We start from the raw sequence: 19525 nt of genomic DNA, 5'->3' as shown, positions 1-19525 counted from the left end.
TGGTGCCGGGGTCGCAGCGCAGCCCGGAGGGTGCACATGCCGCAGCTCATAGCGAGCGTCAAGGGCGTCGAGGTCAAGCACGTGTTCCTGCACAAGGACCGCACGACGCTGGGCCGCAAGCCGGAAAACGACATCGTGCTCGATACGATGGTGGTGAGCGGCAGCCATTGCGCCTTCGACCTGGTCGGCGTGGCGGACGTCTTCCTCCAGGACCTGGGGAGCACCAACGGCACCTACGTCAACGACCGCATGCTCAAGGAGCGCACGCAACTGCAGGACGGCGACGTGATCGCCATCGGCCCCTACCGCATCAAGTACCTGCAGGCCAGCGAGGAGCCCAGCTCCTTCGGCGGCGGCACCCACATGCTCAGCGTGGATCCGCCGCAACTGCAAGCCACCCTCTCCGTCAAGAACGGCTCGTCCGCCGGGCTGGAGATGCCCGTGGTGAAGGCGGTCACCACCTTCGGCAAGCCGGGCGTCTGCGTCGTCTCGGTGGCGCACCGGCGCGGCGGCTTCTTCGTCACGCATCTCGGCGGGCCGACGGCGCCCCTGCTCAACGGCGCTCCCTTCAGCACGGAACCCGTCCAACTCACCGACTCGGACATCCTGGAGCTCGCGGGCACCCGCATGCAGTTCCAGCTCAGGGAATGAAGCAGAATCCCCGCATGGGTCTGATCGATCGCATTTTCAAGAACAGCACCCCCGCCAGCAGGGAGGAGAGGAAGAGCGCGCCGTCGACGCAGGCCAGCACGCAGTTCTTCGAGGACGATCCGGACAGCGGGGACACCCAGACGGGGCGCAACGCGCCGCGCCGCGAACTCGTGCAAGTGATCCTGCGCGACACCATGCGCAAGCACGGCATCCCGTCCGACTGGATCGAATGCCGCATCCTGTCGGCCGTCACGCGCGCCGGCCGCCGTGGCCTGCACGTCAACTTCGTGGTGAAGCAGGCGCACGAGCGGCTGCTGCCCTACGTGTTCCCCTTCCAGGACGGCTTCGAGCGCGAACTGTCCCGCTTCGAGCCGCGCTGCCGCGACTGGCTCCTGAGCCTGGGCTGGGAGTTCACGGGCGTGAAGGCCGAGGACATGCCCGACCCCAAGAGCTGGAACCTGGCCGCGGCCCGCGCCGCCGCCGCCGTCGTGCCGGCCGAGGCCGCACGCGCGGCGCCGGAAGGCGGAGAGCAGGCGCATCCCGACGACGAGATCGAGCAAGACCTGCAGGCGCTGTTCGCCATCCGCGACGCCGCCATGGCGGACACCGCCCGCAAGCCGCCGCAGGCTCCCGAGCCGCCTGACTTCGAGGACACCCACCCCGGCGGCCGCTAGCGCGCCGGGTGTTGCGGGGTCCCCGCAAGCCCTGTTTCCATCGGCAACAGCCCGGCTGCAACGGCAACAGCCGGGCTGCTCACGCGCGCTCGTGGTTACGCCCGGTCACGGCCGGGGCGCATCCTCCCGACAGCATTGCAAGCTCTTCGGACACCGAAAGGAATGGAATGCGCAAGTCGTATGGGAGTGCCTGCCGTTGGGGAATCCGGGCTGCCACGTGGATGTCGGCCCTCGTGCTGGCGGGCTGCGGCGGCGGCGGCGGCAGCGGAGGCGTCGCGGGCGACGGCACGCTGCGCGTGGCGATGACCGATGCCCCGAGCTGCTACGAGCACGTGTTCGTCACGGTGGAGAAGGTGCGGGTGCACACCAGTGCCGGCGCCGGCGACAACGATGCGGGCTGGCGCGACCTGACGCTCGCGGCGCCGCGGCGGGTCGACCTCCTGGGCCTCACCAACGGCGTGCTGGAGGAACTGGGCAGCACGGCCCTGCCGGCCGGCGACTACTCGCAGGTGCGCCTGGTGCTCGCCGAGAACAGCGTCCAGCAGCCGCTCGCCAACGCGGTGCAGCCGATCGGCGGCACGCTGACGCCGCTGCGGACGCCCAGCGCGCAGCAGAGCGGCCTGAAGCTGCAGGTTCACTTCAGCGTCGAGGCCGGCAAGCAGGCCGACCTGGTGCTCGACTTCGATGCCTGCAAGTCCGTGGTGGCAGCGGGCAACAGCGGCAGCTTCGTGCTCAAGCCGGTGGTCTCGGTCACCCCGCGCTTCGTCACCTCGATCCAGGGCTTCGTCACGACGACGATGACCCTGACCGCCACCTCGGTGTCGGCGCAGAAGGACGGGGCCATCGTGCGCTCCACGGTGCCCGACGCCAGCGGGAAGTTCGTGCTGTCCTTCCTGCCGGAGGACACGTACACCCTGGTGATCACCTCGGACGGCCGCGCCGCCGGCGTGGTGAGCGGCGTGCCGGTCAGCCTCGCGGCCAGCGTGACGAGCGTGAACAGCGCCGCGGCGCCGATCGTGCTGCCCACCTCCCCCATGGGGACGGTGACCGGCACCGTCACGGCGAACGCGAACCCGCTGGGCGACGCCACCGTCCGTGCGCTGCAGGTCGTCGGCGCCGACACCGTCCAGGTGGCGGCCACGCCGGTGGACGTGGAACTGGCCACCTACACGCTGCGCCTGCCCACGGCGGCCCCCGTGCGCGCGCCGTTCTCGGCCACCGGGCTGAGCTTCGCGGCGCAGGCCGCGGCAGCGGGCAAGTACACCCTGAGTGCGAGCACCCCCGACCGCCTCGCGCTGACCCGCGCGCTCGACCTGGGCAGCGCCCCCGCTTCGACGGTCAACTTCGCGTACTGAGGCCGGCCAGTCGCCGGAAGGGGCCTGTCGGCCGGCAGGCCCCTTCTGTAGCGGCGCGGCCCTGGAGGCGGTGCTCCCGGCCTCCCCCGCGCGACGCCGGTCGGCTCAGCCGAAGCGCTGAAGCGGTACGTAGCCACGGCCGCCGGGGAGCGACTGCATCAGCAGGTACTCCGGTGCGGCCTGCCAGCGCAGCGGCGCGAACTCCCCCGGCGGGCGGGCGCCCTGCGCCTTGCGCGCGAAGGTGACGTGCGGGCGGTAGCGGCGCGTTTCCACCGCCGCGCCGCAAGCTCGCAGGTTCTCTCCCAGCGCCGCGTGCAGCGCCTGCAGGGCGTCGGGGACCTGCGTGCCCTCCAGCACCGCGATCCCGCCCGGCCATACGCCGGCCCGGTCCAGGACGAGATCGCAGCCCGGCCAGGGCACGTGCAGCGCCGCCTGCAAGGGCAGGACTTCGGCCGAGGGCACCTCTCCGATGAAATGCAGGGTGATGTGCAGCCGCTCGGGTCGCGTGCGACGTGCGTTGGGGGGCCAGGTCCACGCGTCCGCGTGCGACCGCAGCGCCGCGCCCACCGGGGCGGGCGGCCACAGCGCCAGGAACAGGCGCAAGGAAGCGGGCGGCGGCGCGGCCATCGACGCCGCATTGTCGAAAAAAATGAGCCCCGGAGGGCTCCAACGCTCGTCAAACGTCCCTGATGAGCAGCATCGGCCGACGACAGGCGCTACATTCACGGCCAATGTACAGGCGCATGCCCGAGGTGCAAGGGGGAAAACCAGCGCGACGGGCCGCCTGCAGTTCAGAACAATGATCTCCAGCGAGCTGCCGGCGGAGTTGCGCCGGTTCATCCTCACCAGCATCCCGTCGGTGCCTTACCTCGAGGCGGTGCTGCTGCTGCGCGCCGACCCCGCCCAGCCCTGGGGCGCGGGGCAGCTGGCGCGCCGGCTCTACGTGCCGGAGCAGCGGGGCGCGGAGCTGATCGGGCTGCTGCGCGACAGCGGCGTCGCGGTCGACTCGGGTGCGGACGGCACCATCCGCTATGCGCCGGCCGACGACCTCGGCGGCCTCTTCGATCGCCTGGCGGAGGCCTATGCGCAGGACCTCGTGGCCGTCACGCGCCTCATCCACTCCCGCATCGACCGGCGCGCGCAGCAGTTCGCCGATGCGTTCCGTTTCCGGAAGGAATAGGGTCATGGCGACGGTCATCTATTCCCTTTGCGCGCTCACCTCGATCACCTGCCTGGTGCTGCTGTGGCGCAGCTGGCGTGCCAGCGGGGCGCGGCTCCTGTTCTGGAGCGCGCTGTGCTTCGCGGCGCTGAGCGTCAACAACGTGCTGCTGGTCCTCGACCGGGTGGTCTGGCCGGTGGAGATCGACCTGCGCATGCCGCGCCTCGTGGCGGCGCTGGTGGCGGTGCTGCTGCTGCTGTTCGGCCTCATCTGGGAGGAGGACTGAGCATGGAGCAGATGCTCATGGGCGCGATCGCGGCCGGCTGGCTGGTGGCCGGCCTGTTCTTCTTCCGCTTCTGGCGCCAGACCGGCGACCGCTTCTTCCTCTGGTTCGCGCTGTCCTTCTGGCTGGAGACCGCCGGCCGGGTGGCGCTGGCGCTCATGTCGCCCGCGGCCGAGGACAACCCCGGCATCTTCGGGGTGCGGGTGGTGGCCTACGGGCTGATCCTGCTGGCCATCTGGCAGAAGAACCGCAAGCGCTGATTCAGAACTTCGGGATCCGCAGCGTCTTGCTGATCATGAGGCTGCCGGAGAGCACGAAGAGCAGGGCGATCGGGTGCAGGTCCCAGGGGCCGAGGTCGGCCACGCCGCCCCAGATGCCGTCGCCCAGCCGCCCCTGCCACCCGGCCAGCGCCAGGATGCCGGTGAGCACCACGCTGGTCGGGATCGGCGTGCCTTCGAAGTACTTCACCTTGCCGGAGGCGTCGGTCGCGAGTTCCTCGGCGGTCACGTTGAAGCGGGCCAGCCGGCTCACGCCGCAGCAGACGAAGTAGATCAGGGCGGCGGCATCCCAGCCGCCCTGCAGCCCCGCGGCGAAGCCCAGCGCCGCCGGCGCCATGCCGAAGGAGATCACGTCCGAGAGCGAGTCGAGCTCCCGGCCCAGGGCCGAATGCTGGTGCCGGGCCCGCGCGATGCGGCCGTCGAGGACGTCGCAGATGAAGGCGGCCGGCGCCAGCGCCGCGGCCAACAGGAAGTGCACGCGCTCGCCACCGGCCATGAACAGCATGGCCAGCAGGATGGCGCCCACGCCGCAGGCCGCGTTGCCGAGGGTAAAGAAGTCGGCCAGGTGGAATTCCCGCACCATGGAGAAGTGGCGGGGACGGGACGCGCTCTCCGGCATGTGTGGCTCCTCGAAGCCGGACCATGATACTCACCAGCTGGTCCAGCACGCCGTCGGCCCCGGGGAGGGGCCTCTGTAGTCGTCCGCTTACTGGCGGATCCTGCCGGCGCCGCTCACGATCGACAGTTCGACGAAACGCGAGCCGTTGTGCTGGTTCGGCCTGAAGCCGACCAGGTACCCGCCCGCATCGTAGCTCTCCATCGCGTCCAGCGCGTTCTGCATGCCCTCGCGGGTGGGCCGGGCGCCCTGGCGCCGCACCGCCTCGGCGATCACCTTGGCGGTGATGAATCCCTCGATCATCGAATAGCTCACGGGCACGTCCGGGGCCGGGGAGCGGGCCAGGATGTCGTTGAACTCCTTGCCGATGCGGGTGGAGATCTTGTACGGGTTGGGCGTGACCTGCGCGATCGCCACGCCCTGCATCTGCTCCTCGGACAGGCGCTTGGCGAGCTGCTCGATGTCGGCGCCCGAATGCGCGAACAGCTGCGCGGCGCCGCCGGCGGAGCGGTACTGCTCGATGAAGGCGGCCGCGGCGGCGCCGCTGGCGACCAGCAGGATGGCCTGCGGCGGATTCTTGATGAACAGGTCCACGGCCTGCTTGGCGCGCGCCGTGCCGGCCGGGTAGGCGGCCTTGTGCGCGATCGTGGCGCGGGCCTTGCCCGCGGCCTCGTCGACCGCTTCCAACAAGGCCTTGGCGCCGGGCCCGTCCTCGTAGTACAGGCCCAGGCGCGTGATGCCGATGGTGGCCAGGTGCTCGGTGAGCTTCTGCAGCTCGTCGCGCAGGGTCGCGCGCACGTTGAACAGCTGCGGGTTCTGCGCTCGCAGCTCGGTGGTCCGGTAGCCCACCAGCGCGATGTGCTCCTTCTCCAGCAGGCCGGCCGCGAGCACTTCCGCGATGTTGCGGCTGCCGAAGTAGCCCGCCAGCACCATCGGCTTGTCCTCGGCCAGCAGGGCCCGGGTGTGGCCGACGGTGTCCTCGGGGCGGCCGTTGTCGTCCCGCTTCACCAGGGCGAAGGTGTGGCCGTTGACGCCGCCCCCCTTGTTCAACTGGTTGAAATAGAGCTGCATGCCCGCCGCATAGGCCCGCCCCTGGGCGGCCTCGAGGCCGGAAAGGGGAGCGACCTGTCCCACCACCACCTGCGCGGCCAGCGCGGCCTCCCCGCCCAGGGCCACGGCCCCCGCCAGGATTGCGCGGGTGGCCAACTGCTTGTACTGCCTCAAAACCAGACCTCCTCGGACGGCGCAGGGGGCGGGCGATCCGGAACCCTGGAAAGCCCTGACGACGGTCCCCGTTGCGCCAGAGCGTGGATGGTATCCAATCGGGGGCCATGACCAGCGGCCGCGACCCCATCGAATCGCCCTACGCGTGGCTTCGCCTGACGATGTCCCTCCTGCTGATGACGATCGGCGGCTCGGGCATGTACTCCATCACGGTGGTGTTGCCCCGCATTCAGCAGGACTTCGGCATCGCGCGCGGCGATGCGGCGATCCCCTACACGCTCACCATGATCGGTTTCGGTTTGGGGGGAATCCTCATGGGCCGGCTGGCGGACCGCTTCGGCGTGATGCGGGTCGTGATGCTCGGGGGCGTGGGCCTGGGCCTCGGCTACATCGCGGCCGGCCTCGCGCCCGGGGTGGTCCTGTTCGGCGCGGCGCAGGGGCTGCTGGTGGGCCTGCTGGGAACCTCCGCCAGCTTCGCCCCGCTGGTGGCGGACACCACGCGCTGGTTCGATCGCCGCCGCGGCATCGCGCTGGCGATCTGCATGAGCGGCAACTACACCGCCGGCACCGTGTGGCCGCCGGTGATGCAGCACTTCATCGACACGGTGGGCTGGCGCCAGACCTACGTGGGCATGGGCGTGTTCTGCCTCGCCACCATGCTGCCGCTGGCCCTGGTGCTGCGGCGGCGGCCGCCGCCGCAGCCCGTGCCGGCCGCGCCGTCGGCGTCGGCGGGCGCCACGGCCCCGGCGCGTCCGCTCGGCATGGCGCCCCAGGTGCTGCTGGGGCTGCTGTGCGTGGCCGGCGTGGCCTGCTGCGTCGCGATGTCGATGCCGCAGGTGCACATCGTGGCCTATTGCGGCGACCTCGGCTTCGGCGCGGCGCGCGGCGCGGAGATGCTGTCGCTGATGCTGGCCATGGGCGTGGTGAGCCGGCTCGTCTCGGGCTGGATCGCCGACCGCGTCGGCGGGCTGCGCACGCTGCTGCTCGGGTCGCTGCTGCAGGGCGTCGCGCTGCTGCTGTTCCTGCCTTCCGACGGCCTCACGTCGCTGTACGTCGTGTCGGCCCTGTTCGGGCTGTTCCAGGGCGGGATCGTGCCGTGCTATCCGCTGATCGTGCGCGAGTACTTCGCGCCGGAGGAGGTCGGCGCGCGCGTCGGCACGGTGCTGATGGCCACGCTCATGGGCATGGCGCTGGGCGGCTGGATGTCGGGCGCGGTGTTCGACCTCACCGGCTCCTACCGGGCCGCCTTCCTCAACGGCATCGCCTGGAACCTGCTGAACCTGAGCATCGTGGGCTTCCTGCTCTGGCGCGCCAGCGCCCTGGGCCTGATCCGCGGGTGGCCCGCCGCCGCGCCGCGCGCTGCCACGTGATGGAGCGGCGCCGGCTGCTGCAGCTGGCGACGGCCGTCGCCGGTACGACCTGGCTGCCGCGCAGCGCCTGGAGCCAGCCGCGCCTGCCGGACGATCCCTTCACCCTCGGCGTCGCGAGCGGCTCGCCCGCCGCGACCTCCGTGGTGCTGTGGACGCGGCTCGCGGGCGCCGCGCTGGTCGGCGAGCCCGTAACCCTGCGCTGGGAGATCGCGGACGACGAGCGCTTCGCGCGCGTCGTGCAGTCGGGGCAGGCGCAGGCGCTGCCGGAGCTCGCGCACGCGGCGCACGTGGAGGCGCAGGGGCTGGCGCCGGACCGCTGGTACTTCTATCGCTTCACGGCGGGCCCGTGGGTGAGCCCGGTGGGCCGCACGCGCACCTTTCCCGCCGACGATGCGCCGGCCGGGCGCCTGCGCCTCGCCTATGCCTCCTGCCAGCGCTGGGAGCATGGCTGGTACGGCGCCTGGCGCCACATGCGCGCCGACGCGCCCGATGCGGTGGTGTTCCTGGGCGACTACATCTACGAGTACCCGATGGCCGCCAACCCCGTGCGTTCGACGGGCAGCGGCTGGGTGCTGTCGCTGGACGACTACCGGGCGCGCTATGCCCTACATCGAAGCGACCCGGACCTGCAGGCCATGCACCACGCCTGCCCGTGGCTGTACACCTGGGACGACCACGAGGTGCAGAACGACTACGCGGGCGAGCAGGCCGGCGTCGGCGGGCCGCCGGTCGGCGACTTCCCGCGCCGCCGCGCCGCGGCCTACCAGGCCTGGTACGAGCACACGCCGGTGCGCGCCAGCGTGCTCACGCGTGCCCTGCAGGGCCTCGCGTCGGGGCAGGGGCTGCGCATCTACGGCCAGCAGCGCTTCGGCCGGCTCGCCACGCTGCTGCTGCTGGACACGCGCCAGTACAAGAGCCCGCAGGCGTGCACGCCGGGCGGGCAGGCCGGGTCGGGCGTGGTCAATCCCCTGCAGTGCGCGGCCTGGGGAGAGCCTGAGCGCACGATGCTGGGCGCCCAGCAGGAGGCCTGGCTGGCGGCGCAACTGGCGCGGGGCGGCGCGGCCTGGACGGTGCTCGGGCAATCCACGCTGTTCGGGATGCGCGACTTCGCGCCGGGGCCGGGGCGGCTGTTGTGGAACGACGGGTGGGACGGCTATCCCGCCGCGCGCCGCCGCCTCGTGGAAGCCTTGCAGGCCACGGCCGCGCCGAATCCCGTGCTGCTGGGGGGCGACGTGCATGAGAACTGGGTGGGCCACGTGAAGGCGGATTACGAGCGGCCCGGGAGCACCAGCGTCGGCGTGGAGTTCTGCGGCACCAGCATCACCTCGCGCGCGAGCCGGCCGGAAACGGTGGCGGTGCGGCTGGAGGAGAACCCGCACTTCGTCTATGCAGAGGCGGACCACCGCGGCTACGGCATCGCGGAGTTCACGCCGGAGCGGCTGCAGGTGACGCTGCGCGGCGTGGACGACGTGCGGCGCAAGGACAGCGGCGTGCTCACGCTCGCGCGCTTCGTGGTGGAGGCGGGTCGCCCGGTCGTCCAGCGGGCCTGATCGGACATCCTCCCTCCGCTCCGGCGAGGGCCGGGACGGAGGCGCGCCCTTTACGCGAACACTTCCAGCAGCCGATCCACCCCGCCCTGGTCGATCGCCACCATCGCCTGCTCCCGCACCTGCGGCTTCGCGCGGTACGCCACCGGCAAGCCCGCCTCTCCCATCATGGGAAGGTCGTCGGCGTCGCCGCCCATCGCGATCGCCTGGCTGGGCGGGATGCCGAGTTGCTGGCAGGTCTCCAGCAGCATCGTGCGCTTCTCCGCGCCGTCGCCCCACGGCGGGCCCACCATCCGGCCGGTGAGCTCGCCGCAGTTGGGGCCCGAGCGCACCTCCAGCACGTTGGAGCGCGTGAAGTCGATGCCCAGCCGGTCGCGGATTCGCTCGGTGAAGAAGCTGAAGCCGCCCGAGACCAGCAGCACCTTCAGGCCGGCCGCCTTGCAGGCCTGCACCAGCTTCTCCGCGCCCGGGGCGAGTTGCAGGCGCTGGACGTAGATCGCTTCCAGGTCGGCGACGGTGGCCCCCTTCAGCAGGGCGACGCGCCGGCGCAGGCTTTCCCTGGCGTCGGCGATCTCGCCGCGCAGCGCGGCATCCGAGAGGGCGGCCACTTCGGCCTTCATGCCTACCGCGTCGGCGATCTCGTCGACGACATCGAGGTCGACCAGGGTCGAATCCATGGCGAGCGCGAGCAACCGGAAGTCGGAAAGGCGCAGCGGCGGCGTGAACCCGCGGATCGCGAGCCCGGGGGCGAACTCTTGCGGAACGGTCATGGTGGGCGCGAGCCTGGGCGTGATCCGCAGTGAATTGATCCAGCGCAAACTTCCTGCGAGCCGAAGGACCGGGAAAATGCCGGGTGGCTGCAAGTTTGCGCCCCATCATACTGGCCGCGCCAGTTCCCTGCCTCCCTTCCAATCCCGAGGAGCACGCCATGAGTCTTCAGACGAAGTACTTGCTGGATGAAAGCCGGATGCCGAAGTTTTGGTACAACATCCAGGCCGACCTGCCCAGTCCCGCACCCGCGGTGCTGCATCCGGGGACGCTGCAGCCCGTGGGCCCCGACGACCTCGCGCCGCTGTTCCCCATGGAACTCATCCTGCAGGAGGTCAGCACCCAGCGGGAGATCGAGATCCCCGAGCCGGTGCGCGACGTCTACCGCGCCTGGCGTCCGGCGCCGCTGTACCGCGCGCATCGCCTGGAACGCGCGCTCGGCACGCCCGCCAAGATCTTCTACAAGTACGAGGGCGTGAGTCCGGCCGGCAGCCACAAGCCGAACACCGCGGTGGCGCAGGCCTTCTACAACCAGAAGGCCGGCGTGAAGCGGCTGGTCACCGAAACCGGCGCCGGCCAGTGGGGCACGTCGCTGGCCTACGCCGGGGCGCTCTTCGGCCTTCAGGTGGAAGTCTTCCAGGTGCGCGTGTCCTACGACCAGAAGCCGTACCGCCGGGCCGTGATGGAAACGTACGGCGCGCGCTGCGTGGCGTCGCCGTCCAGCGAAACGGAATTCGGCCGGTCGGTGCTCGCGAAGACGCCGGATCATCCCGGCAGCCTGGGGATCGCCATCTCGGAGGCGGTCGAACTCGCGGTGCAGCGCGAAGACACCAAGTACGCGCTGGGCTCGGTGCTCAATCACGTGCTGCTGCACCAGACCATCATCGGGCTCGAGGCCATGGAGCAGCTGCAGATGGCCGACGAGTGGCCGGACGTGATCGTGGGCTGCACCGGCGGCGGGTCCAACTTCGCCGGCATCGCCTTCCCCTTCATCGGGCACGGCCTGCGCGGCGGCCGCAAGCCGCGCATCGTGGCGGTGGAACCGGCGGCCTGTCCGTCCCTCACGCGGGGCAGGTACGCCTACGACTTCGGCGACACCGGCCGCATGACGCCGCTCACCAAGATGCACACGCTGGGCAGCCAGTTCACGCCGCCCGGCTTCCATGCCGGGGGCCTGCGCTACCACGGCATGGCGCCGCTGGTGTCGCACTGCAAGCAGCTGGGCCTGCTCGAGGCGGTGGCCTACAACCAGGTCGAGTGCTTCGAGGCCGGCGTGCTGTTCGCGCGCAACGAGGGCATCGTGCCGGCGCCGGAGGCCAACCATGCGGTGAAGGGCGCGATCGCCGAGGCGCTGCGCTGCAAGCGCGAGGGCAAGGCCGACACGATCCTGTTCAACCTCTGCGGCCACGGCCACTTCGACATGGCGGCCTACCAGAAGTACTTCGCCGGCGAGCTGACCGACGAACACTACGACGAGAAGGAACTCGCGATGGCGCTGGCCGGACTGCCCAGCGTGCCGGCCTGATCAGGCGTAGGCGACCGAGGGCACCGTGACTTCGAGCAGGCGGTTCAGGCCGCCCGTGTCGATGCTCACGTTGGCGTATTCGCGCACCTTCGGCTTGGCCCGGTAGGCGACGGACAGGCCGGCGAGCTGCATCATCGGCAGGTCGTTGGCGCCGTCGCCCACCGCGATCACCTGTTCGGGCGCGCAGCCGATGTCGACGCAGGCCTGGGCCACGGCATCGCGCTTGGCCGCGCCATCGATCACGCGGCCGGTGACACGGCCCGTGAGGACGCCGTCCTCGATCTCCAACTGGTTGGAAAAAGCGTAGTCCAGTCCCAGCCGCGGCTTCAGGCGGTCGGTGAAATAGGTGAAGCCGCCCGAAACCAGCAGGATCTTCAGGCCGTCCCAGCGCGCGTAGGCCAGCAGTTCCAGCGCGCCGGGGTTCAGGCGCAGGCGGTGCTCGTACACGCGCTGCAGGGCCGAGACTGGCGTGCCGGCCAGCAGGGCCAGGCGGCGCGCCAGGCTTTCCCTGAAGTCGCTGATCTCGCCCCGCATGGCGGCCTCGGTGATCGCGGCCACGGCCGGTCCCTTGCCGACGACCTCCGCGATCTCGTCCACGCATTCGATGTTGATCAGCGTGGAATCCATGTCGAAGGCGATCAGCTTGTAGTCGGCGAGGCGCAGGGGCGGAGTGAAGCCCTGGACCGTGAGGCCGGGGGAGATTTCTCGGGTAGCCATGGCGGGATTGTCCGGCATTTGCCGTCCGTCATTTCCGCGCCCGCAGCGCCGCCTGCAGCGCCAGCGCCGCCCAGGGCCGCATCAGGGCCGGGGAATCCATCGCCTCCGCGGGCGCGGCGCGGTACGCCATCGAAACCCGCCGCCCCTTGGCTTCGTACGCGAAGGGCGCGCAGCCGGCCGCCTCGAAGCGCGGCGTCGTCTCGGCGTCCGCCTTCAGGTAGAGGGTTTCGCCCACGACGATGGCGACGAACAGGTCGTCGACGTAGATGCCGTGCCCGCCGAACATGCGCTTGACGCGAACCGCGCCCAGGCCGGAGAGCAGCTCACCGCAGTAGTTGGCGAATTCGTCCTTCGCGGCCATGGCCCAGTGTAGCTACCGGCGCAGGTAGCGCCGGTCCGACCAGGTCAGCAGCCATTGCGGTTTGAACGCCACGAAGATGGCCGTGAGCATGCCGGTGACGAAGGCGTCGCCCCAGGCCATGAGCCAGCGGGCGACCCGGCCCAGGTCGCCGGCCACGCCCGGCAGGGGCTGGCCGAAGGCCTGCGCGAGCAGGTGCGAGGCGAACAGGCAGGCCACCGCCCCCAGGAAGCCGCGCCCGAGGATGTACACGAAGGGATGGTCCGGCAGCCGCCGCAGCAGCGCGCCGAGGAGCACGGCCAGGCTGGCCGGCACGACTCCTATCCAAACGCTGAGCGACAAGGCTTGCTGCGCTTGCAGCGGCGACAGCACCCAGGCCAGCAAGCCCGTCGCCAGCAGCACCGGCACCGCCAGCGGCCAGCCGAGCATCAGCAGCACCAGCACCGCGCCCGACCAGTGCAGCGGCAGCGGCGAGCGCTGCAGCGCGGGCAGGGCCCACAGCCAGGGCAGCACGACGAGCGTCGCGAGCAGCGGGCCGAGGAGCGCAGGCGCGCGGGCGAGGATGCGCCAGGGGCGGAAGGCGAGGGCCAGGGCCAGCGCGAGGAGGGCGAGGGCGAGTTCGAGCGCCATGGCCGAAGGCGGGTCAGGCCGGCTCCGCCACCTTCGGCTGCCCCAGCGAACGCAGCACGTCGCGCACCATCTGCGCCCGCTCCTTCACGTCCACCAGCGACTTCTCGATGCGCAGCTTGTCGTTGCCGGCCAGCTTGATGTGCCTGTTCTTCTGCACCAGCTGGATGATCGAGAGCGGCTCGATCGGCGGATTCGGCCGGAAGGTGATGTGGATGACGGTGGGCGCCGCATCGACCTTGACCACCCCGTAGGGCCGCGCCAGCACGCGCAGCCGGTGCACGTCGATCAGCGTCTGCGCCTGCGGCGGCAGCTTGCCGAAGCGGTCGACGATCTCCTCCAGCAGGCGGTCGATCTGGTCCACGGTCTTCGCGGTCGCCAGCTTCTTGTAGAAGGACAGGCGCAGGTGCACGTCGCCGCAGTAGTCGTCCGGCAGCAGCGCCGGCGCGTGCAGGTTGATCTCGGTGGTGACCGACAGCGGCGCCAGCAGGTCCGGCTCCTTGCCGGCCTTGAGGGACTTCACCGCCTCGCCCAGCATCTCGTTGTAAAGCTGGAAGCCGACCTCCAGCATGTTGCCGCTCTGGTTCTCGCCCAGCACCTCGCCGGCGCCGCGGATCTCCAGGTCGTGCATCGCGAGATAGAAGCCGGAGCCCAGTTCCTCCATCTGCTGGATCGCCTCCAGCCGCTGCTCCGCCTGCTTGGTGAGGCTGTCCACGTCCGGCACCATCAGGTAGGCATAGGCCTGGTGGTGGCTGCGGCCGACCCGGCCGCGCAGCTGGTGCAGCTGCGCCAGGCCGAACTTGTCGGCGCGCGCGATCACGATGGTGTTGGCCGTCGGCACGTCGATGCCGGTCTCGATGATGGTGGAGCACAGCAGCACGTTGTAGCGCTGCTGCACGAAGTCGCGCATCACGCGTTCCAGCTCGCGCTCCGGCATCTGGCCGTGGGCCACGGCGATGCGCGCCTCGGGCAGCAGCCGCTCCAGCGCCTCGCGCCGGTTCTGGATCGTCTCGACCTCGTTATGCAGGAAGTAGACCTGGCCGCCGCGCTTGAGCTCGCGCAGCACGGCCTCGCGGATCACGCCGTTGCCCTCGTTGCGCACGAAAGTCTTGATCGCGAGGCGCCGCTGCGGCGCGGTGGCGATCACCGACAGGTCGCGCAGGCCTTCCAGCGCCATGCCCAGCGTGCGCGGGATCGGCGTGGCGGTGAGCGTGAGCACGTCGACTTCCGCCCGCATCGCCTTGATCGCCTCCTTGTGGCGCACGCCGAAGCGGTGCTCCTCGTCGATGATCAGCAGGCCGAGGTTCTTGAACTTCGTGGATTGCGACAGCAGCTTGTGCGTGCCGACCACGATGTCGACACTCCCGTCCTCCAGCCCCTTGACCGCCGTGTTGATCTCCTTGGTCGAGCGGAAGCGGCTCATCTCCGCCACCTTCACCGGCCACTTGCCGAAGCGGTCGACCAGCGTCTGGAAATGCTGTTCGGCGAGGAGGGTGGTGGGCGCCAGGAAGGCGACCTGCTTGCCCCCGGTCACGGCGACGAAGGCCGCGCGCAGCGCCACCTCGGTCTTGCCGAAGCCGACGTCGCCGCAAACCAGCCGGTCCATCGGCCGCGGCGAGACCATGTCCTGGATCACCGCGTGGATCGCCGCCTTCTGGTCCGGCGTCTCCTCGAAGCCGAAGTCGTCGGCGAAGGTCTCGTAGTCCTGCGGCGAGAAGCGGAAGGCGTGCCCCTGGCGCGCCGCGCGCCGGGCGTAGAGATTGAGCAGTTCGGCCGCCGTGTCGCGCACCTGTTCGGCCGCCTTGCGCCTGGCCTTTTCCCACTGGCCCGAACCCAGCTTGTGCAGCGGCGCTTCCTCGGCGCCGACGCCGGTATAGCGGCTGATCAGGTGCAGCTGGCTCACCGGCACGTAGAGCGTGGCCGCGGCCGCGTACTCGAGGTGCAGGAACTCGGTGCTTCCCTGGCCCAGGTCCAGGTTCACGAGCCCCTTGTAGCGGCCGATGCCATGCTGCGAGTGCACGACCGGGTCGCCGACGTTCAGCTCCGACAGGTCCTTGATCAGCGCCTCGACGTCGCTGACCTGTTCCTGCTTCTTCCGCCGCCGCGCCGTGGGCGCGCTGGCGAACAGCTCCGTCTCGGTGACGAAGTCGATCGCCTCCTCGGCCCAGGCGAAGCCGCTGGCGAGGGCCGCGGTCGCGATGCCCAGCTTCTCGTCGCTGGCCTGGAATTCGGCCAGCGAGTCGAAGGCCGGCAGGTTCAGGTGGCTGGCGCGCAGGAAATCGAGCAGGCTCTCGCGCCGGCCGGCGCTCTCGGCGAGCACCAGCACGCGGTGCGGGCTGTGCTGCGCGTGGTACTTGAAGTTCTTGAGCGGCTCCTCGGCGCCGCGCACCACCGCCATCTCCGGCAGGCGCCGGAATTCGGCATAGCCTTCCTCCTGCGGGATCGCCTTGAGCGCGAGCTGCGCATGCGCGTTCGCGCGGGTGTAGAACTGCTCGCTGGAGAGGAACAGCGCATCGGGCGGCAGCACCGGCCGTTCCGGGTCGCCCTGCACGAGGCGGTAGCGGTCCCGGGTGTCCTGCCAGAAGCGCAGGAAGGAAGGCTCCAGGTCGCCGTGCAGCACCACCACCGACTGCTCGCCGAGGTAGTCGAACACGGTGGCGGGCGCCTCGAAAAACAGGGGCAGGTAGTACTCGATGCCGGCGGTCGCGACGCCGTTGCCCATGTCCTTGTAGATGCGGCTCTTGGTGGGATCGCCTTCCAGCAGCTCGCGCCAGCGGCTGCGGAAGCGCGCCCGTGCGTCCTCGTCCATCGGGAATTCGCGACCGGGCAGCAGGCGCACTTCGGGCACCGGGTAGAGGCTGCGCTGCGAGTCCGGGTCGAAGGTGCGGATCGAGTCGACCTCGTCGTCGAACAGGTCGACGCGGTACGGCACCGGCGAACCCATGGGGAACAGGTCGATCAGGCCGCCGCGCACCGCGTATTCGCCGGGGCTCACGACCTGCGTGACGTGGTTGTAGCCGGCGAGGGTGAGCTGCGCCTTCAGCTTCGCCTCGTCCAGCTTCTGCTGCACGCGGAAGTGGAAGGTGTAGCCGGCCAGGAAGCTGGGCGGCGCGAGGCGGTATAGGGCCGTGCTGGCGGGCACCAGCACCACGTCGGCTTCGCGCTGAAGGATGCGCCACAGCGTCGCGAGCCGCTCGCTGATCAGGTCCTGGTGCGGCGAGAACTGGTCGTAAGGAAGCGTTTCCCAGTCGGGGAAGAGGGCGCAGCGGAGTTCCGGCGCGAAGAACGCCATCTCGTCCAGCAGGCGCTGCGCGTCGTTCGCGTCGGCGGTGACGATCGCGGTGAGCTTGCCGTCCAGCAATTCGCGCCGGGCCACGCGCGCGAGCAGCAGCGCGTCGGCCGAGCCGACGGGGCGCGGCAGCGCCATCCGTTTTCCGGGGGAGAGCTTGGGCAGGTCCATTGAACGAAAGGCGGAAAGCGCGAACAAAAATGCAAAACACCCCGCGCCTGGAGAGGGTGGGGTGTGCGACGATTGTAGGGGGAACGACGCCCTCCGTAGAATGAAGGGGACGGATATGAACGCAACGGCATCCAGCTCCCGGTACTTCGCCCTGATTCCCTGCGCCGGCAACGGCAGCCGCGCCGGCACGTCCGGCCCGAAGCAATACGAACGTGTTGCCGGCCAGCCCATGATCTGGCACACGCTGTCGGCCTTCGCCGGCGTGAAGCGCATCGCGCGCACGCTGGTCGTGGTCGCGCCCGGCGACGGCTTCTTCGAACGCAATCCCACCACCTCGGCCCTGGTGGTGCCCTGCGGCGGCGCCACGCGCGCGCAGAGCGTGGAAAACGGACTGCGCGAGCTGCGCCGCGCCGGCGCCGTCGACAACGACTGGGTCCTGGTGCACGACGCCGTGCGCTGCCTCATCACGCCCGACCTGGTCAACCGGCTGATCGACCGCTGCAGCGGGGACGCAGTGGGCGGGCTGCTGGCCCATCCGCTGCCCGACACGCTGAAGATCGGCGAGGAGGGCCGCGTCGCGTCGACCGTGACGCGCACCGACAAGTGGCAGGCGCAGACGCCGCAGATGTTCCGCCTGGGCATGCTGCGGCAGGCGCTGGAAGCCTCCGGCGGCGAGATCACCGACGAATCGAGCGCCATCGAGCAGATGGGCCTGAAGCCGCTGCTGGTGGAAGCCGGCGCGCAGAACTTCAAGGTGACCTATCCCGAGGACTTCGCGATGGCCGAGGCCGTCCTGCGCGGTCGCGCGAGATGAGCCCCCACGCTCCGGACTACGTGTCGTCGCTGCCCCCCGAGGGGGCGCAGGCGCCCTTCGGTCGCCTGTGACCGTGCAACTGCGCGTCGGTGAAGGCTGGGACACGCACGCCCTGGTGCCCGGCCGCCGCCTCCTGCTGGGCGGCGTGGAGATCCCCTACGAGCGTGGCCTGCTCGGCCATTCGGACGCCGACGTGCTGCTGCACGCGATCACCGACGCCCTGATCGGCGCGGCGGGCCTGGGGGACATCGGTAAGCATTTCCCCGATACCGACGAACGCTTCCGCGGCGCCGATTCGATCGTGCTGCTGCGGGAGGCCGCGCGGCGGGTGCGCGAAGCGGGCTGGAGTCTCGCCAACGTGGACAGTACCGTGGTGGCGCAGGCGCCGAAGCTGGCGCCGCACATCGAGGCGATGCGCTCGCGCATCGCCGAGGCGCTGGGCATCGCGCCAGGTCAGGTCAACGTGAAGGCGAAGACGGCGGAGAAGCTCGGCCCCGTGGGCATGGGCCAGAGCATCGAGGCCCGGGCGGTGGTGCTGCTGGCGCGGTAGGGGCGCTCAGACCGCCTCGCGCGTCCGGCTCCACTCCGAGTCGCCGTTGCCGGTCCCCGGCACCGAAGGCATCATCCTGGGCCGCTGCAGCTTGATGTGCGCGGCGAGTCCGCCGGAAGTGGTGTTCGACAGCGCGAAGATCCCGCCCATGCGCTGCACCGTCTTGTCGACGATGGCCAGACCCAGGCCGGCGCCGGTGGCCGCCGTGCGCGCGGCGTCGCCGCGGAAGAAGGGCTTGACGAGATTGGGCAGCGCCTCCGGCGACACGCCCATGCCGTGATCGCGCACCTTCAGCAGCACCCATTCGTTGCGCGCCTTCGCGGCGATGTCCACCACCGCGATGCCGGTCTCGGGCGTCTTGCCGTAGCGCCGCGCGTTTTCCAGCAGGTTGGACACGACGCGCGCCAGTTCGACCTCGTCGGCGAGCACCTGCAGATTCTTGGACATGTCGAGATTCACACGGATGTCCCCGTGGTCCTCGATGGCGTACATGCAGGCCTCGATCACGTCGTTCAGCATCACGGGCTTGAGCTCCGCGTGGTCGGGGCGGGCGTAGTCGAGGAACTTGTCGATGATCGCGTCGAGCTGGTCGATGTCGGCGGCCATGTGCTCGCGCGCGTCCGGGTCGACCACGCTCATCTCGGTTTCCAGCCGCAGGCGCGCCAGCGGCGTGCGCAGGTCGTGCGAGATGCCGGCCAGCATGACGGCCCGGTCCTGCTCGATCTTCGCGAGCTGCTGCGCCATGCGGTTGAAGCCGATGTTCACCTCGCGGATCTCGCTGGTCACGGCCTTCTCGTCGAGGCGGCTGGCGTCGAAGTCGCCGTCGCGCACGCGGCTGGCGGCGAAGGACAGCTGCTTCAGCGGCCTGTTGATCAGGCGGGCGATCACCGCCGCGCCGGCCAGCGACAGCGCCGCCGCCGTGATCAGCCACACCAGCCAGGTGCGGCCGCCCACCTGCGAGAAGCGCGTGCGGTCCATCAGCATCCAGTAGTCGTCCCTGTCGATCTTGAAGCCGACCCACAGGCCTTCCTCGCCGTTGACGCTGCTGGCCATGACGGTTCCGCTGCCGAGGCGGCCGGCCAGCTCGTCCAGGATGCGGCGGTCCATGGCGCTGGCCGACAGCGGCGCGAACTTGTCCTTGGGCTCGCGCGGCAGGATGCGCACGCCTTCCTGGTCGGCCAGGGTCTTGATCAGCGAGACGCGGGCGATCGGGTCCGCGTGCACCAGGGCGGCGCGGCTGAGGTTCACCAGCGAGGCGATCTGCTGCGCGGTCTGCACCGCCCGCGGCTCGAATTCGAGCGCGCGGAAGGTCTGCAGCCAGGCGACGATGGAGCCGATCAGCAGCAGCGACAGCAGGAAGAACGTGCGCCAGAACAGGGAGAGCCCGAGGCGCGGCCGCAACTCCAGCGGGGCTGGCGCGGTTTCCAGCGGGGCGGGACTGGTGGGCTCGGGTTGTGTCATGACGGCGCGGATCATGGGGTAGGACGAATGACGAACGACATATGAATAACCCTGCTCAGCAGGGCATTGTGGGGCCCGCGGGCTCCGT

At 70.5% G+C, this 19525-nt stretch carries 20 protein-coding genes; 11 read left to right on the top strand and 9 right to left on the bottom strand.

Annotation, left to right across the window (positions count from 1 at the left end; genetic code table 11):
• Nucleotides 1-36 precede the first annotated feature (36 nt).
• The 3 genes from JJ685_RS21275 (at nt 37) to JJ685_RS21265 (ending at nt 2680) form a co-directional block, all read left to right on the top strand.
• Nucleotides 37-651, top strand: a complete 615-nt coding sequence (locus JJ685_RS21275; RefSeq protein WP_201676355.1) for an FHA domain-containing protein — start codon at nt 37-39, stop codon at nt 649-651.
• A 14-nt stretch (nt 652-665) separates the two neighbouring features.
• Nucleotides 666-1325: a hypothetical protein gene (locus JJ685_RS21270; RefSeq protein ID WP_201676354.1), complete on the top strand. Its 660-nt coding sequence runs from the start codon at nt 666-668 to the stop codon at nt 1323-1325.
• Between the two features lie 221 nt (nt 1326-1546).
• Entirely contained in the window at nt 1547-2680 is a 1134-nt protein-coding gene (locus JJ685_RS21265; RefSeq protein ID WP_236599171.1) for a DUF4382 domain-containing protein, read from the top strand.
• Between the two features lie 105 nt (nt 2681-2785).
• Here the strand turns inward: JJ685_RS21265 and thpR are convergent, their stop codons facing one another.
• A complete protein-coding gene (thpR, locus tag JJ685_RS21260) occupies nt 2786-3307 on the bottom strand; it encodes an RNA 2',3'-cyclic phosphodiesterase (RefSeq protein WP_201676352.1) in 522 nt (173 codons plus the stop codon).
• Nucleotides 3308-3479: 172 nt separating this feature from the next.
• Here thpR and JJ685_RS21255 point away from each other — a divergent pair, with 172 nt between their 5' ends.
• Genes JJ685_RS21255 through JJ685_RS21245 form a run of 3 tightly spaced genes read left to right on the top strand, consistent with a single transcriptional unit; the run spans nt 3480 to nt 4382 of the window.
• Nucleotides 3480-3860, top strand: coding sequence for a hypothetical protein (locus JJ685_RS21255; protein WP_201676351.1), 381 nt, complete (start codon nt 3480-3482; stop codon nt 3858-3860).
• 4 nt (nt 3861-3864) lie between these two features.
• On the top strand, nt 3865-4125 hold the full coding sequence (locus JJ685_RS21250) for a DUF5985 family protein (RefSeq protein WP_201676350.1): 261 nt from the start codon (nt 3865-3867) through the stop codon (nt 4123-4125).
• A gap of 2 nt (nt 4126-4127) precedes the next feature.
• A complete protein-coding gene (locus JJ685_RS21245) occupies nt 4128-4382 on the top strand; it encodes a DUF5985 family protein (protein WP_201676349.1) in 255 nt (84 codons plus the stop codon).
• Nucleotide 4383: 1 nt separating this feature from the next.
• Here the strand turns inward: JJ685_RS21245 and JJ685_RS21240 are convergent, their stop codons facing one another.
• On the bottom strand, nt 4384-5019 hold the full coding sequence (locus tag JJ685_RS21240; RefSeq protein ID WP_201676348.1) for a CDP-alcohol phosphatidyltransferase family protein: 636 nt from the start codon (nt 5017-5019) through the stop codon (nt 4384-4386).
• Nucleotides 5020-5106: 87 nt separating this feature from the next.
• The gene (locus tag JJ685_RS21235) at nt 5107-6240 is read right to left on the bottom strand and encodes an ABC transporter substrate-binding protein (RefSeq protein WP_201676347.1); all 1134 of its coding nucleotides are present in this window, start codon (nt 6238-6240) and stop codon (nt 5107-5109) included.
• 107 nt (nt 6241-6347) lie between these two features.
• On the opposite strand from JJ685_RS21235, the gene JJ685_RS21230 reads away from it, so the two are divergent.
• Both JJ685_RS21230 and JJ685_RS21225 read left to right on the top strand, forming a co-directional pair.
• Nucleotides 6348-7610 (top strand): MFS transporter, encoded by a 1263-nt coding sequence (locus JJ685_RS21230; protein ID WP_201676346.1) that lies wholly within the window; start codon nt 6348-6350, stop codon nt 7608-7610.
• Nucleotides 7577-9160 carry an alkaline phosphatase D family protein gene (locus JJ685_RS21225; protein ID WP_330901813.1) on the top strand — a complete coding sequence of 528 codons (1584 nt, stop codon included), beginning with the start codon at nt 7577-7579 and terminating at the stop codon, nt 9158-9160. The genes JJ685_RS21230 and JJ685_RS21225 overlap by 34 nt, the downstream gene beginning before the upstream one ends.
• 50 nt (nt 9161-9210) lie before the next feature.
• Here JJ685_RS21225 and serB (JJ685_RS21220) read toward each other — a convergent pair whose 3' ends face one another.
• Nucleotides 9211-9927 (bottom strand): phosphoserine phosphatase SerB, encoded by a 717-nt coding sequence (gene serB / locus JJ685_RS21220; protein ID WP_201676345.1) that lies wholly within the window; start codon nt 9925-9927, stop codon nt 9211-9213.
• Between the two features lie 158 nt (nt 9928-10085).
• Between serB (JJ685_RS21220) and JJ685_RS21215 the strand changes: the two genes are divergently transcribed.
• Entirely contained in the window at nt 10086-11450 is a 1365-nt protein-coding gene (locus tag JJ685_RS21215; protein ID WP_201676344.1) for a TrpB-like pyridoxal phosphate-dependent enzyme, read from the top strand.
• Here the strand turns inward: JJ685_RS21215 and serB (JJ685_RS21210) are convergent, their stop codons facing one another.
• The 4 genes from serB (JJ685_RS21210) to mfd are packed head-to-tail and all read right to left on the bottom strand — an operon-like array spanning nt 11451 to nt 16612.
• Entirely contained in the window at nt 11451-12167 is a 717-nt protein-coding gene (gene serB / locus JJ685_RS21210; RefSeq protein ID WP_201676343.1) for a phosphoserine phosphatase SerB, read from the bottom strand.
• Between the two features lie 28 nt (nt 12168-12195).
• The gene (locus JJ685_RS21205) at nt 12196-12528 is read right to left on the bottom strand and encodes a TfoX/Sxy family protein (RefSeq protein WP_201676342.1); all 333 of its coding nucleotides are present in this window, start codon (nt 12526-12528) and stop codon (nt 12196-12198) included.
• A 12-nt stretch (nt 12529-12540) separates the two neighbouring features.
• A complete protein-coding gene (locus tag JJ685_RS21200) occupies nt 12541-13155 on the bottom strand; it encodes a hypothetical protein (RefSeq protein WP_201676341.1) in 615 nt (204 codons plus the stop codon).
• 13 nt (nt 13156-13168) lie between these two features.
• Entirely contained in the window at nt 13169-16612 is a 3444-nt protein-coding gene (mfd, locus tag JJ685_RS21195; RefSeq protein ID WP_201676340.1) for a transcription-repair coupling factor, read from the bottom strand.
• 115 nt (nt 16613-16727) lie between these two features.
• On the opposite strand from mfd, the gene ispD reads away from it, so the two are divergent.
• Nucleotides 16728-17426, top strand: a complete 699-nt coding sequence (gene ispD, locus JJ685_RS21190; protein WP_236599170.1) for a 2-C-methyl-D-erythritol 4-phosphate cytidylyltransferase — start codon at nt 16728-16730, stop codon at nt 17424-17426.
• 73 nt (nt 17427-17499) lie between these two features.
• Complete coding sequence (gene ispF, locus JJ685_RS21185) at nt 17500-17976, top strand: 2-C-methyl-D-erythritol 2,4-cyclodiphosphate synthase (protein ID WP_201676338.1); 477 nt, start codon at nt 17500-17502, stop codon at nt 17974-17976.
• 6 nt (nt 17977-17982) lie between these two features.
• Here the strand turns inward: ispF and JJ685_RS21180 are convergent, their stop codons facing one another.
• Nucleotides 17983-19437 (bottom strand): sensor histidine kinase, encoded by a 1455-nt coding sequence (locus JJ685_RS21180; protein WP_201676337.1) that lies wholly within the window; start codon nt 19435-19437, stop codon nt 17983-17985.
• Nucleotides 19438-19525 lie beyond the last annotated feature (88 nt).

Source organism: Ramlibacter monticola, assembly GCF_016722785.1.
Taxonomy (GTDB): domain Bacteria; phylum Pseudomonadota; class Gammaproteobacteria; order Burkholderiales; family Burkholderiaceae_C; genus Ramlibacter; species Ramlibacter monticola.
Note: the sequence above shows the minus strand (reverse complement) of the source record. Positions and strands in the feature narration are given on the sequence as shown.